This window comes from Ahrensia sp. R2A130 (assembly GCF_000179775.1).
GTDB lineage: Bacteria > Pseudomonadota > Alphaproteobacteria > Rhizobiales > Rhizobiaceae > Pseudahrensia.
Map to the genome: position 1 here is coordinate 227,071 of NZ_AEEB01000017.1, position 14,145 is coordinate 241,215.

At 57.0% G+C, this 14,145-nt stretch carries 11 protein-coding genes; 6 read left to right on the plus strand and 5 right to left on the minus strand.

The window, feature by feature from the left end:
* Positions 1-86: 86 nt before the first annotated feature.
* From tilS to R2A130_RS10340, 5 genes are all read right to left on the minus strand, one after another.
* Positions 87-1,121, minus strand: a complete 1,035-nt coding sequence (gene tilS, locus R2A130_RS17590) for a tRNA lysidine(34) synthetase TilS (RefSeq protein ID WP_009757988.1) — start codon at positions 1,119-1,121, stop codon at positions 87-89.
* 66 nt (positions 1,122-1,187) lie between these two features.
* Positions 1,188-2,219, minus strand: a complete 1,032-nt coding sequence (locus R2A130_RS17595; RefSeq protein ID WP_009757989.1) for a tetratricopeptide repeat protein — start codon at positions 2,217-2,219, stop codon at positions 1,188-1,190.
* Positions 2,220-2,249: 30 nt separating this feature from the next.
* The gene (gene pal / locus R2A130_RS10330; RefSeq protein ID WP_009757990.1) at positions 2,250-2,774 is read right to left on the minus strand and encodes a peptidoglycan-associated lipoprotein Pal; all 525 of its coding nucleotides are present in this window, start codon (positions 2,772-2,774) and stop codon (positions 2,250-2,252) included.
* Between the two features lie 238 nt (positions 2,775-3,012).
* The gene (locus R2A130_RS10335; RefSeq protein ID WP_009757992.1) at positions 3,013-3,996 is read right to left on the minus strand and encodes an agmatinase; all 984 of its coding nucleotides are present in this window, start codon (positions 3,994-3,996) and stop codon (positions 3,013-3,015) included.
* A 13-nt stretch (positions 3,997-4,009) separates the two neighbouring features.
* Positions 4,010-4,813 carry an IclR family transcriptional regulator gene (locus R2A130_RS10340; protein WP_009757993.1) on the minus strand — a complete coding sequence of 268 codons (804 nt, stop codon included), beginning with the start codon at positions 4,811-4,813 and terminating at the stop codon, positions 4,010-4,012.
* Between the two features lie 230 nt (positions 4,814-5,043).
* Here R2A130_RS10340 and R2A130_RS10345 point away from each other — a divergent pair, with 230 nt between their 5' ends.
* The 6 genes from R2A130_RS10345 (at position 5,044) to R2A130_RS10370 (ending at position 13,656) form a co-directional block, all read left to right on the plus strand.
* Positions 5,044-6,639, plus strand: coding sequence for a GMC family oxidoreductase (locus R2A130_RS10345; RefSeq protein WP_009757994.1), 1,596 nt, complete (start codon positions 5,044-5,046; stop codon positions 6,637-6,639).
* Complete coding sequence (locus R2A130_RS10350) at positions 6,639-7,292, plus strand: YjbE family putative metal transport protein (RefSeq protein ID WP_009757995.1); 654 nt, start codon at positions 6,639-6,641, stop codon at positions 7,290-7,292. Before R2A130_RS10345 ends, R2A130_RS10350 begins: the two co-directional genes overlap by 1 nt.
* 175 nt (positions 7,293-7,467) lie before the next feature.
* On the plus strand, positions 7,468-8,595 hold the full coding sequence (locus R2A130_RS10355; protein WP_009757996.1) for a TRAP transporter substrate-binding protein: 1,128 nt from the start codon (positions 7,468-7,470) through the stop codon (positions 8,593-8,595).
* A 198-nt stretch (positions 8,596-8,793) separates the two neighbouring features.
* Positions 8,794-11,328, plus strand: a complete 2,535-nt coding sequence (locus R2A130_RS10360) for a TRAP transporter large permease subunit (RefSeq protein WP_009757997.1) — start codon at positions 8,794-8,796, stop codon at positions 11,326-11,328.
* A gap of 27 nt (positions 11,329-11,355) precedes the next feature.
* Positions 11,356-12,663 carry a histidinol dehydrogenase gene (gene hisD, locus R2A130_RS10365; protein ID WP_009757998.1) on the plus strand — a complete coding sequence of 436 codons (1,308 nt, stop codon included), beginning with the start codon at positions 11,356-11,358 and terminating at the stop codon, positions 12,661-12,663.
* 3 nt (positions 12,664-12,666) lie between these two features.
* Positions 12,667-13,656 (plus strand): alcohol dehydrogenase catalytic domain-containing protein, encoded by a 990-nt coding sequence (locus R2A130_RS10370; protein WP_009757999.1) that lies wholly within the window; start codon positions 12,667-12,669, stop codon positions 13,654-13,656.
* The last annotated feature ends 489 nt before the right edge of the window (positions 13,657-14,145 follow it).

Sequence of the window (14,145 nt, forward strand, 5' to 3'; positions counted from 1 at the left end):
GCGTGAGGCGCGACTGCCAAGGCGCGATCACGACAATGCGTCAATTGAGCAGGGTGTTTGTGCCAGTATGATGAAGACGTGTTGAGCTAAAGTGGTTCTGCAAGAACACGCTCCAGCGCTTCCGCGATCGGGTCATCAGCTGATGAGCGAAACCTGTAGAGACCGTTACTGGCTGATTCTGTGGTTGGTTTTGACGGTTTCTCGTTGCGACGCAGTCCTTCGCGGCTAACCATGATCGTGTCGCCAAGCACCTGCACAACAGAGCGACCGACGCTGTAACGGAGGTTTTTATTGCGCTCTACCGCGTCTGCTACGGGATAAAGCTTCGCTAGAGCTGGTCTGTAAGGTTGCCCGCCAGCGGCCATGATGAGCACAGAGAGCACTTCGCGAAGCACCAGTTTCTGCAACCGGGGGATTTCAGAGATTATCCAGACATTATCGGCGTTCCGCCAGCGCACGTAGTTGCGCATGGCTGTGGCTGTTTCCTGTGCGAGCCAGCTTCTGCTCTGGGCGCAGATGGCTGCGAAACGCGCCAAGTGGTGGACTGTTGAACTGTGCGCTTCCAGTTGGTTCCGCACGCGCACTCGTTCCGTGCTGGTATCTTGGTTAGTCGGGTCTTCGATCCAGGTGAGCCCAGCGGCCGAAAGGTCTTCTCTCAACGCCGTCCGTCGGGTTGAAAGCAACGGTCGCCAAAGCGTGACACCCAAATGGTGCGTGCATGCAGTCATGCCTGCCAAACCGCGCGTGTTGCTTGTTGGGCGCAGGCGCATCGCCCGCATGAAAACAGTCTCAGCCTGATCGTCCATCGTATGACCAAGGGCAATTGTGGCGGCGCCCAAGGACTGTGCGTGAGCCACCAAAAGATCGTAGCGCGCGGCTCGCGCGGATGCTGCGGTCTTCTTTCCTCCGGACCAGCGAAGTGTTGCGTGGGCTACATCAAGTTTTTGGCAAACAGCCTCCACCTGTAGCGCCTCTTCAGCAGCCTCCGGTCTCAAGCCATGATCGACTGTTGCTGCGAACAGATTGCCCTTGGCAATTTCGCGATGCAGCCGGTGAAGAAGTGCGGACGAGTCCGAACCACCTGAAATAGCGACCAATACGGGAAGGGAAGGCGGGTTCATTGCACCCTTATGGGAGTGCCGGCCAGTTTTGGAAACCGCAGCAGATCAGTGAAGATTAATGAACTGTCAGGAACACTTGGCAGCAGCCTGCTCGTCTTTCACGCGGTCTCCCAAACGATTCTTTGCGTCCGGATATTGCTTCAAAACCTCAGCATATGTCGCGCAGGCCACTTCGCGCTGGTTCAGGCCTGCAAGCGAAAGGCCTAGGCCGAGCAAATTATCGGCAGCCGTGGGCGCTTGCGGGTAATCATTATGCGCTTTCAGATGCATTTCCGCGGCTTGGTAATAGTCCCGCTGCCAGAACATGGCCTGCCCCAGATAGTGGTAGGCCTCGCCGCTGCGGGGATCATCCGGCCAAGCCAGAATATGTGCCGCCAGCGCCTTTTGCGCGTCGGGATAGTTGCGGCCATCGAGTTGTTCGCGGCCAGCAGCAAGCACCTCGTCTGGAGTCGCGCCATATTGTGATGCTTCGACAGCGCCAGCGGTCCCGTCGCCAAAGACCGGTGGAAGAACCGCGCCGTCGTCGGTTTCCACCGTGCGACCCGGTTCTACCGAGCCTTTAACGTTGCCATTTTCGTCAAACGTAATCGTGCCTGGTGCGCGTGGCGCGGGGGGCAAACCGGTTGTGCCGTTGTCTGTCGTTGGGCCCGTGGTTGTCGGGTCGATCAGTCGCGGTTCGCTTCCGCTGCCAACAGTACCTGTCTGAGAAACGTCTTCAGTCCGCTCTCCTGAAGTTTCAGGCGCGGAGGCTGAGGGCTTTCCCAAGCTGTCGCTCGCCCCCTGATCGGTGGAGGCAACATCCTTGTTATCATCGCCGCCGAGATTTCCCTGCTTGTCTTCGATTTCCTGAAAGCGAAGCTCGTTGTCCTCTTCCATCTTGCGAACCTTCTCCTGCAGTTGCAGCAGGATGAAGTTCAGCTCTTCCACGCGTCCGTTGAGCTGGCGGATTTGTTCCTCCAGCTCGTTGACGCGAAAGCTATCTGCCGACTGCACGTTTATGACCGGCAGGCTGTTGCCAACCTGTGCAGGCGGCACGATTTGGGACGCCTGAACGGGGAGCGCCACTAGAGAGGCGAGAAGAAAGAGGCGCAGACGCATGGAAACGACCTTCAATTTGGCTACAGCCAGTTAGCTGCTTGATCCGCCGAGCACTGTAACGGCACGACGGTTCTGCGAGAAGCAGGAAATATCGTTACAAACGGCAACCGGGCGCTCCTTACCAAAAGAAATCGTGCGGATGCGGCCACGGTTCACTCCGCGAGCCACCAGATAATCGCGTGTTGCCGCTGCGCGGCGTGCGCCGAGTGCAAGGTTGTATTCGCGGGTGCCGCGCTCGTCCGCATGGCCTTCGACTACGATTGAGTAATTGCCATAACGCGAAAGCCATGTGGCCTGCTTGTCCAATGTCGCGCGGGCATCGCCGGTTAGAGACGTAGAATCGGTCGTGAAGAACACGCGGTCACCGACATTGACCGTGAAGTCCTGTGTCGAACCGGCAGCGGCGCCGTTTGTATTACCATTGCCAAGGCCCAATTGATTAGCGTTGTCCGGCAACGGCTTTTTGCGCGAGCAGCCGGTTACGGCCACGAGGGCGGAGAGCGACACGATGAGCGCCGCGCGGGCGACGGTCGAGGAAGAGGTCATCTGGCGCATGGCGCAAGCTCCTGAAGATAGATCGCTTCAATATCGATCAAATGGGTCGGATTATATTTGCCAAACGATAACCAAGTCCGGTTAATCGCGGCTCAAGCGTTGGGGTTAACGAAATGTGAATTCCCGGTTTTCGCTTTCTTGGACCGCATTAGCGCATCGCCCAATAGCGTTTGGAACGATGTTTGCGGCAATTGCGGCATCACGACGACATAACCGCGTCTTTTTGCAGCCTGCTTATCTACCGCGCCCGTTCAGCCACAGCCGGTGCCAGCACGCACAGCAGTTCAAACATGATCGAAACGCCGACCCAAGCCGTGTTACCTGATGGGTCGAAGGGCGGAGAGACTTCAACAAGATCGGCTCCGATGAGATTCAGTCCGGCGAGCTCGCGCACCACTGCCTGGGCGGTGAACGTGTCTGGCCCACCGATTTCCGGTGTGCCTGTGCCGGGCGCGAAGGCGGGGTCGATGAAGTCGATATCGTAGCTGACATACGTCGCCGTATCGCCGACGAGATCGCGCGCCTGCGCCATCACGTCTGTAACACCGCGCTCCATCAACTCTTCGATCAGGATAAGAGTGACACCGGCATCTGCTGCAAACCGGCGGTCTTCATCATCATACATCGTCCCGCGAATACCGATCTGGATAGTGCGTTTCGGGTCGAGAATGCCTTCTTCGATTGCGCGGCGAAACGGCGTGCCGTGTGTGTAGCGTGTCCCGCCGAAATACTCGTTGAACAGATCGGTGTGCGAATCGAAGTGGATCATGCTCACCGCATCACCGCCGGAAAGCCCGCGCAGAATGGGCAGCGAGATCAGATGATCGCCGCCGGCGGTCAGCGGCACGATGCCGGAGGTTTTCAAATCGCTATAAAATTCTGCGACACGATCCAGCGTCGCCATCAGGTCGGCGGGGTTGGGCGGGACGTCGCCAAGGTCGGCACAGTTCACCAGCTCAAATGGCCGAACACCGGTGAACTGATGTTGCGCGCGGATCATGGTGGATAGGTCGCGCAACTGGCGTGGCCCATGGCGCGCGCCCGGGCGGTTCGTCGTTCCACCATCCCACGGCACACCGACAAGGCCGATCTGCACATCATTATAAAGCGCATCGCCTTCCACGATATGCGGCAAGCGCATGAAGCTTGGAACGCCCGCAAAGCGGGGAAGATCGAAACCGGAAACCGGCTGAAAACGTGGGTCAACTTTGGCGTCGGACATTTCAACGAACCTCCTAGATATCCAGCGACGCCAGTTGTTCGGCACCATCGCGCATCACATCAAGATGTCCCAGAAGCCGTTCGCGATCCAGCCGCAGTGTCGGTCCGTGGCAGGCCAGTGCAGCAAGAAAGCGGTGGCTGCGGTCGTAGATTGGAACGGCGATGGCAACCATGCCATCGAACAGTTCTTCTTCGTCCAGCGCGAAGCCCTGCTGTTTTATCCTGTGTAGTTCCGCATCCAACTCGTCGCGCTCGACATAGGTGTTGCTCGTTCGGCGCTCGAATTCCAGCGTGGACAGAAGGCGGTCCAATTCGCGGCGCTCGAGGCTTGCCAGATAACACTTACCTGATGCTGTGCAGTAGAATGGCACTCGCGAGCCAACCGGCAGTTCGGTGCGGAAAATCCAGTCCGTTTCCACACGATCAAGATAGGTCATGCCACCGGCTTCGGGAGCAGCGAGGTTGACTGTTTCCCGCGTAGCTTTGGCGACCTGCTCCAGCACCTCGCGTCGCGCAAAAGAATGACGGTCGGCGCGGAACATACCTCGCGCCATCGTCAGCGCACGGGGGGCAGGGGCCAGCCGTTTGCCAGCAAGATCGCGAACAATAAAACCCTCATCCACGAGTGTTTGGCACAGCCGGTGAATCGACTGTTTCGGCAGGCCGATAGAGCGATTGATTTCGGTCGGTGACAGTGGCACCGGGCTTTTTGAGAGCGCTTCCAAGATCAACAACATGCGCATGTTGGTGGCAATGCGGGAGGTCGAATCAACCTCTGCTGTTATTATTCCCGTATTTCCGTTCTTTTCATCCAGCACTTTGCTTCCCCCATCACCGGCTGACGCAGTTGCCGGTCATCAATCCCCAAGTGGACAAAAAGTCGCGATCCACACTTGTCAGGTCGGATGGACCATGGTTCACTCTCATTAACGAGACTAAAAGTCTCATTTTTTGATAGTCTTCGTCAAGGCCTCATATTCCGAAGGCCAGTGAAGTGGGAGAGGCTGCATCCGGAACCGGATGCAGCGTTCGGGCGAGGGGGAGCCGCTTGGAATTTGATTTCGTCGTTGTCGGCGCCGGCTCTGCCGGTTGTGCCCTTGCCGCCCGTCTTTCGGAAAGCGGTCGTTACACTGTCGCTCTCGTTGAGGCTGGTGGGCGCGACACGTCGCCTTGGATTCACATTCCCGTTGGCTACTTCAAAACGATGGGCAATCCGAAGATGGATTGGGCCTTCAAGACTGAATCCGATCCGGGCTTGAACGGTCGCTCTATCAACTGGCCCCGCGGTCGTGTGCTTGGCGGTTCGTCTTCCATCAACGGCCTTCTCTATGTGCGCGGCCAGCGTGAAGATTATGATGGCTGGCGGCAGATGGGCAACGAAGGGTGGGGTTGGGACGATGTTCTTCCTTGCTTCAAACGCTCGGAGAATTGGGAAGATGGCGAGAGCGATCTGCGCGGCGGTTCCGGCCCCCTCAATGTTTCCAAAACACGCATCAGCCGCCAGTGTGTCGACCGCTATGTCGAGGCCGCTCAAGATGCGGGCTATCCGTATAATGATGATTACAATGGCAAGACGCAGGAGGGCATTGGCTACTTCCAGCTTACGGCTCACAAGGGCCAGCGTTGCTCATCAGCCAAAGCTTATCTCAAGCCGATCCGTAGCCGCCAGAACCTATCCGTTCTGACCGGTCTCCAGACACGCCGCATCCTGTTGGACGGCAATCGTGTTGTCGGCATCGAAGCCGGTAGTGAGGCTGCGCCGAAGACGATCAAAGCGCGCTGCGAGGTTATTCTTTCTGCCGGCGCTATCGGTTCGCCCCAGATTCTTATGCTGTCCGGCATCGGGTCGGGCGAACAGCTTTCGGCACATGGCATCGAAGTGCGGAACGAAGCAAAGGGTGTTGGCCGCAACCTGCAAGACCACTTGCAAGCGCGCCCGATTTTCAAATGCCGCTCGTCCACCATCAACACCGAAACCAACTCGCTGCTGAAGCAAGCGCTCATCGCGGCTGAATATGCGCTCAAGCGCACCGGCCCGATGACAATGGCAGCCAGTCTCGGCACCGGTTATTTGAAAACACGGCCAGAACTGGCGACGCCTGATATCCAGTTCCATCTTCAGCCGTTCTCGACCGATAAGATCGGCACCGGCACCCACCCGTTCGACGCTTTCACTGCGTCCGTTTTGCAGATGCGGCCCGAAAGCGCCGGTCATTTGGAACTCAAGTCTGCACGCGCCGAAGATCATCCGGTCATCCATCCCAATTATCTGGCAACGCCGCTGGACCAGCAAACCATCGTCGATGGGATCAAGGTCGCCCGCCGCATAGCTCGCCACGAACCTGCAAAGTCCGAAATCATCGAAGAATATGCGCCCGGTGCTGCAATTGCAGACAACGATGATGATGCAATTTTGAATTGGGCGCGCGATACGGCGACCACGATTTATCACCCTACAGGCACCTGCAAGATGGGTTCTGACACCATGGCTGTCGTCGATTCGCGCCTCCGCGTTCATGGTATCGAAGGCTTGCGCGTTGCCGATGCCTCCATCATGCCCATGATCGTTTCCGGTAACACGAACGCCCCCGCCATCATGATTGGCGAACGGGCTTCCGATTTCATTTTAGAGGATGCCGCCTGATGTGGGATCTGGTTTCAGACTACGGTCGTATCATTGTCGCCGACCTCGTTTTGTCCGGTGACAATGCTCTTATCATCGGCATGGCCGCTGCTGGCCTTGCGCCGGAGCTTCGCAAGAAGGCAATCCTGTTCGGCATGGTGGTCGCTGCTGTTCTGCGCATCATTTTCGCGCTGGTGGCAACGAAGATGCTCGCTATCCCGGGCCTGCTGTTCGTGGGTGGCTTGCTGCTCTGCTGGGTGTGTTGGACGCTGTACAAAGAAATTCGCGAAAGCCTCGACGCCAAAGCCGAAGAGGCTCTCATCACGGCAGAGAATCCCGAGGCTGGTTACACCGGCGCGCCGCGTCGTTCGCTGCTGTCTGCTCTCTGGACAATCACCGTGGCGGACGTCTCCATGTCCATCGACAACGTGTTGGCCGTGGCTGCAATCGCCGATGGCGACAGCACGAAACTCGTGGTCGGGCTTGCTATCGCTATCATCGCCATGGCCTTCTTTGCGACACTGATCATGAAACTGCTGACCAAATACCCTGTCATCTCATGGGTTGGTCTGGTCGTGCTCATCTGGGTTGCGGGCGAGATGCTCTACAAAGGCATCTTCGATCCCGGCCGCGGACTGCTCGCCTACATCAACGGAACGGGGATTGTGGGTTAGGCAAAAGAATATGCGGGCAGCGCCTCATGCGCTGTCTCATTGCAGGCTGGCAGCGATAGTCGCAGCTTCGTCTGGAACATACGGTGACACACCATCATCCCGGGCCTTCGACGGGAACTTATGATGGCACCGTATTCATCGGGGGCACGGAAAAGAGACACTAGGGAGGAAACCAATGTCTGTTCTTTCAAAACTCGGGCCAAAACTGGCCAAAGGCTTTGCAGCAACTGCAGTTGCTGCTGCCATGACCACCGCGGCTTTCGCGGAACCGGTCAACATCCGTATTCAGTCTGTTATCTCGGCAACTGCCGATGAGGTGACGATGCTGAAAGACTTCGCAGCTGACGTTGCTGCGCTGACTTCCGACGATCCGGTCACCATCGAAGTGCTGCCAGCCGGCGCTGTTGTTGGTGTCAAAGAAGTGCTCGACGCTGTCGATAAAGGCCTCGTCGAAGGCGGCTTCGCCTGGACGCACTACTGGTCCGGCAAGCACCCTGCAGCAGCATTGTTCGGCTCCCCGCCAGCAGGCGGCGGCATCGGCATGGACAACATCGCGTTCCTGTCATGGTTCCAGTTCGGTGGCGGCAAAGAGCTGTACGACCAGCTTTGGACGGAAATGGGCGTCAACGTGAAAGGCTTCATGCTTCAGCCAGTTGGCCCGGAAGCTCTCGGTTGGTTCAAAGAGCCGATTCAGTCCATGGCTGACTTCCGCAAATACCGCTTCCGTACGCCTCCCGGAATTCCCGGCCAGGCATACAAAGACATCGGTGTTGCATCGGTCGCAATGGGTGGCGGTGACATCCTGCCAGCTCTGGAAAAAGGCACGATCGACGCAGCAGAATGGTGCTGCCCGAAGCCTGACTCCGTGTTCGGTTTCCAGAAAGTGCTCAAGCACTACTACCTGCAGGGTCTCCACCAGGTCGTCGTGAACGCTGACATGTACATCAACGGCGATGTGTATAACGCCATGACCGATCACCAGAAAAAAGCCATCGAAGTTGCTGCCAACGCATCGCTTTCGAAAGCTATGTCCTACCGTATCTACGAAAACGGTAAGGCGCTGAAGAAGCTGGTCGAAGAAGATGGCGTGATCCTTCACGACACTCCTGCCGATTACTTCCCGGCCTACATGAACGCTGCCAAGGCGCTGCTCGAGAAGAACGCTGCTGAAAACGCATTCTTCAAGACCGTCTATGACAGCCAGAAAGAATTTGCGGCAATCGCAGTTCCATTCTGGGCCGGTGCACAGGCGTCTAACGCTGCACTCGGCAAGGCATATGCTGACGAGTTGGCCAAGAAGTAAGTCTTCGAAACCAACATTGCAGCCGGGGGCGCTTTGGCGTCCCCGGTTCGCACCACATGACTGGTTATCCGCAAGTGCTGCTGTTGCTCCTATGAGCGCAGCGCTTTCGAATTGCCGATCAAGCGACAAGCGTGACGGAAACAAAAACGCCCGAATGGGCAGGGTAGGCCAATGTGCTGCCCGGGGGAGGACGAACCAATGGCTGATGAAGTCGTACCAGGCGAACTGGACATCACCGACGAGTTGATCGCCGAACGCCGTGCCGAAGAGCCCGGTGAAACGCCCGAAGACATGACGCCGTGGCAGCGTCCTATCGTTGCCTGCATCGACGTCATGAACTTGTGGGCCGGACGCATCGTCTGCTTGCTGCTCGTGCCGCTCATCTTCGTTATGGTATTCGAGGTCTTCTCACGCACAATGTTCGGCACGCTGACCGGTTGGGACATGAACGATGTCGCCCTGTCGCTCGGCCTTGGCCCAACGCTATGGGCCTACGATCTTTCCCGCATGAGTTCCGGCGTCATCTTTATGGCTGCGGCGGGTTATGCCCTTCTGCGCGGGGTCCATATTCGCGCTGACTTCCTTTACCGCACATGGACGAAAAAGACTCAGGCAACGACCGACGCATCGCTCTACCTGCTGTTCTATTTCCCAGCGATGTTGTTTTTCTTCTGGACGTCCGCCGACTTCTGGTGGGCTGCATTCCAGCGCGGCGAAACCACGATGGACTCCACGTGGGCGCCCGTTTTGTGGCCTGCACGCTTGGCGATGCCAGTTGGTGCGGCTCTGCTTTTCCTTCAGGGCATCTCTGAACTATTCCGCGCATTCTACGATATGGGCAAAGAGCGCGAACGCATGTTCGTGAAATTCTTGCCGGTCTACATCGCCATCGTTGCCGTTATATTCTTGGCGATCTTCTTCCCCGATGCCGTGCCATTCGATGATTGGTTTAATTCGGCCTTCGGCGGTGGTTTTGGCCTTTCGAAAGCAACCATCGGTCTGCTCATGTTGGGCGCGATGTTGTTCTCGATCTTCGTCGGCTTCCCGATTTCGTTCACCCTCATCTTCCTCGCTTTCACCTTCGGGTCATGGGGCGCGGGCTCGGCCGTCACCTTCTTCCTGATGACGTTGCAGGTGAACTCCACCATGCTCGACGACCAGTTGGTCGCCGTTCCGTTGTTCATTCTCATGGGCATCGTCATGGAGCAGGCAGGCCTGATGGAGCGGCTGTTCAACGCCGTGCAGTTGATGATGAGCCGCACCCGCGGCGCACTCTTCATCGCGGTGCTGTTTGTTTCCACCATCTTCGCAGCTGCCACAGGTATTGTTGGCGCATCCGTCACCATCCTCGGCATCATGGCCGCCAAGACCATGAATAAGTCGGGCTACGATGTACGCCTTGCCGCCGGTACGATCACCGCTGGTGGTACTCTGGGCATTCTCATACCGCCCTCGATCATGTTGATCGTCATGGGTCCGGTGCTAGAAATTCCCGTCACCGAATTGTTCCGTGCAGCGATCATGCCCGGCGTCATTCTTGCGGGACTTTATATGCTTTACGCATTGGGTCGTTGCTGGATTAACCCGAAACTCGGCCCGATCCTGCCTGAAGACGAGCAACCTGAAACGTCCGAATATTATGGGCTGGAAGTTCTCTGGGTTTTCGGCTCTTTGGGAGTTTTGATCAAACTTATATATTCTGGTGCAACCGGTCAGCTTAGCTACTTCCCAGTTAGCGGCTTGATAATTCCACTGCTCTGGACAGCGTTGATGTTCTTTGCTTATTCGATCAGCCGTTCTGCATCGATAAGTGGGAAAATCGTTGAAGTCGTTTCGCTGGTTTTTGGATTAGCGATCGCAATATTCTTGATATGGAACTTCACGATCCCTGCCTTTGTAGCGATAGTTGGCGGTGATATATTCTTCGGCATAATCAACTTTTTGCCTCTCCTGCTATGGCTACTAGTCATATATAAAACCATCAGCTGGGAGCGTATCAACGGGACTGGCGAACGCTTCTACTTCTCCGACCTCTGGTACGAGTTCTTCATGGGCCTTGTCCCACCAACTGTTCTCATCGCATTTGCGTTGGGTTCGATCCTTGCCGGTTGGGCAACCCCTGCTGAAGCTTCTGCATGTGGTGCGTTCGGTGCGATCCTGTTGTCGCTCGCCTATCGCAAGCTCACTTTCACGAAGTTCTACGACGCGCTTATCAAGACGCTGGAAATCTCCGTCCTCATCATGTTCCTTGTGGCGGCGTCCAACTTCTTCGGCGCAGTGTTCTCGAACCTGGGTACGCCCAAATACCTCACCGAGCTTCTGCTTTCCTTCGATCTGTCGGTGATCGCCATGCTCATCTTCGTGATGGCGCTGGTGTTCCTGCTCGGCTGGCCGCTGGAATGGGTGCCGATCGTGTTGATCATTATCCCAATCCTCGTGCCGCTGCTGGTGAGCATGAACGTGAACCTCACATGGTTCGCCATCCTCGTGGCGGTGAACCTGCAGACCGCGTGGCTGTCGCCGCCGGTGGCGCTATCGGCCTACTTCCTCAAGGGCGTGGTGCCTGAATGGGATCTGAAGGACATCTATTTCGGCATGATGCAGTTCATGTGCATTCAGGTTCTTGGCCTGTCGCTGATGTTTGCTTTCCCAGGTCTCATCCTGTGGTTCCCGGACTGGATGGCAGGCAACCCGCAGCCGTTCTTCAGCTACACCGGCTGGACCACTCCGTAATCTCGATCTCCCATTTGGAATAAAACGATGCCAATCGAATACCTGAAAAAAGCGGACATCACGTCCCAGACCGACTCCGCCGAAACGCGCGAGATCGTTCAGAACATCCTCAACGGCATCGAAGCGGGCGGCGAAGATGCTGCCCGTGAATATGCTGCGAAGTTCGACAAATATGATGGCAACGTCGTCATCACCCGTGAGGAGATCGAAGCCGCTGCTGCGAAGGTGCCGCAAAAGCTGAAGGACGATATTCAGTTCGCTCACGACAATGTTCGCCGCTTCGCCGAAGGCCAGCTAAACAGCCTGCAAGATTTCGACATGGAGCTGAATCCTGGCTTTACGGCGGGCCAGAAAGCGATTCCCGTTCGTGCAGCCGGTTGCTACGTTCCCGGTGGTCGTTACAGCCACATCGCCTCCGCCATCATGACAGCAACCACGGCTCGTGTTGCAGGTGTCGAAACAGTATCTGTCTGCTCACCACCGCGCCCCGGCGTCGGTGTGCATCCGGCGATCATCTACACGGCAGACCTTTGCGGCGCAGATCATATCATCGCCATGGGCGGTGTGCAGGGCGTGGCCGCGATGGCCTTCGGTCTGTTCGGTATGCCTGAAGCTGATGTGTTGGCCGGTCCCGGCAACCAGTTTGTTGCTGAAGCCAAGCGCATTCTTTTTGGCCGTGTCGGCATTGATATGTTCGCAGGCCCCACTGACAGCCTCGTTCTGGCCGACGGTAAGGCAGATGCTGAAATCGTTGCTGCCGACCTCGTGGGTCAGGCCGAACACGGTTACAATTCACCCGTCTGGCTCGTCACCGACAATCGTGAACTGGCCGAAAAAGTCATGGCCCGCGTTCCTGATCTGATCTCGACGCTGCCGGAAACCAACCGCGAGAACGCCGCTGCTGCATGGCGCGACTATGCGGAAGTCATCCTCTGTGCCGACCGCGAGGAAATGGCTGCGACGTCCGATGATTATGCGCCGGAGCACCTCACCGTGCAGACGGATGATCTGGATTGGTGGTTGGGACGCCTGAAATGCTACGGCTCGCTTTTCCTTGGCGAAGAAACCACCGTTTCTTACGGCGACAAGGCATCCGGTACGAACCACGTTCTGCCGACATCCGGCGCGGCGCGTTACACGGGTGGCCTGTCGGTCCACAAGTTCCTAAAAATCGTCACATGGCAGCAGGCCACCCGTGAAGCATCACGGGATGTTGCCATCGCCAGCGCCCGCATTTCGCGTCTCGAGGGTATGGAAGGCCACGCCCGCACATCGGATGTGCGCCTTGCCAAATATTTCCCCGGTGAGAATTTTGATCTGTCTGCAGAGGACTAAACCATGCGCGCCCTTTACTACACCGGCACAATGCAGTCGGAACTTCACGATGCATCGGACCCAGTTCCCGGTGCTGGTGAAATTTTGGTGGATGTCTCCCATTGCGGCATCTGCGGTTCGGATATGCATGCATGGCACGGACACGATCCGCGCCGCGTGCCGCCGCTGATTCTTGGTCACGAGGCCGTCGGTATAGCCGCATCCGGGCGTTACGAAGGGCAGCGGGTCGCAATCAATCCACTCCATTCATGCGGCTCCTGCCGTCATTGCCTTTCGGGCGACGATCACCTGTGCCCGGACCGGCAGATGATGAGCATGCAACTGCCGGGCGCATACGCTGAAAAAACCGTTGCAGCCGAGCGCAATCTCTACCCGCTAGATGATGCGCTTTCATCCGCCGATGCTGCATTGGCCGAGCCGCTAGCCGTTTGTGTTCACGCTGTAGAAGTCGCACGCAGAACTTTGCGCCGTCCTGTGGCTGAAAGCCGTTGCGTCATCCTTGGTGGCGGCGCCATCGGCGTGCTGACCGCAATCGTGCTGGCAGACCAAGGCTGCAAAGACCTCTGGATTGCCGAACCCAACGAGAAACGTCGCGCCGTGCTGGAAGCCGCAGTGGATTGCCGCGCTTATGATCCAGCCTCAGGCGCGCCGGATGATCAGACTGCCGACTTGGTGATGGATTGCGTTGGCGCACCCGTCACGCGCAAGGCGTCCGGCCAACTGGTGATGCCTGGCGGCACGATTATCCATGTCGGCCTGCAGGAAGCAGGCGACGGCTTGGACACACGTTATTTCACGCTGCAAGAGATCACTTTCGCGGGTACCTATTGCTACTCACGCTATGATTTTGCAGCCGCACTAAAGCTGCTGACACGCGGCATTATCCAGACCCACGGCTGGATCGAAAACCGTCCGCTAGCGGAAGGCGCACAGAGCTTTATCGACATCCACGAAGGCCGCGCAATGCCGAAGATCATTCTGGAAATGGGCTAACGACTAATCGCTTGAAATACACAGCGGAGATATACGAACCATCTTGTGACGGCTTCGGTCAGGCCGTCATAGAGATGGTCTGCTTGTTGAAGTCCGGTGGCCTAGACAGGCGCTTCGGTCTCAAGTCCTTCGATCTTGAAAGACGTTACGTCACGGGATTTGGTGCAGGTAGCGTTCTTGTACTGCTTTCAGCAGGCGACGTAGTTGTTGGTGGTTGCGTTATATTTCCTAGGCTTCAGCGTTCAAACGGGCCATGCGCTCTTCTCGCAGATCTTTACGTCGAACCTGAACATAGGAACTACGCGTGTATCTTCGCGGCGTATAGAGAACTCGCCGCATGGCGTGCCGGCCACGATAACGTGCCTTTCTATACACTGCCTAATACACGTGCGACACGTCTCAACCAGCGTTTTCTAGGTCTCGAAAATATAGATTTCTGTTTTCTTGAAGTGAGAATACGTCCCGTCGAATCACGAACGATTGCAGAGC

Excerpts from the sequence above, each read along its gene's own strand:
- R2A130_RS17595 (WP_009757989.1), bottom strand. The coding sequence starts at position 2,219 with ATGCGTCTGCGCCTCTTTCTTCTCGCCTCTCTAGTGGCGCTCCCCGTT.
- tilS (WP_009757988.1), bottom strand. The coding sequence starts at position 1,121 with ATGAACCCGCCTTCCCTTCCCGTATTGGTCGCTATTTCAGGTGGTTCG.
- R2A130_RS10335 (WP_009757992.1), bottom strand. The coding sequence starts at position 3,996 with ATGTCCGACGCCAAAGTTGACCCACGTTTTCAGCCGGTTTCCGGTTTC.
- hisD (WP_009757998.1), top strand. The coding sequence starts at position 11,356 with ATGCCAATCGAATACCTGAAAAAAGCGGACATCACGTCCCAGACCGAC.
- R2A130_RS10355 (WP_009757996.1), top strand. The coding sequence starts at position 7,468 with ATGTCTGTTCTTTCAAAACTCGGGCCAAAACTGGCCAAAGGCTTTGCA.
- R2A130_RS10370 (WP_009757999.1), top strand. The coding sequence starts at position 12,667 with ATGCGCGCCCTTTACTACACCGGCACAATGCAGTCGGAACTTCACGAT.
- pal (WP_009757990.1), bottom strand. The coding sequence starts at position 2,774 with ATGCGCCAGATGACCTCTTCCTCGACCGTCGCCCGCGCGGCGCTCATC.
- R2A130_RS10350 (WP_009757995.1), top strand. The coding sequence starts at position 6,639 with ATGTGGGATCTGGTTTCAGACTACGGTCGTATCATTGTCGCCGACCTC.
- R2A130_RS10360 (WP_009757997.1), top strand. The coding sequence starts at position 8,794 with ATGGCTGATGAAGTCGTACCAGGCGAACTGGACATCACCGACGAGTTG.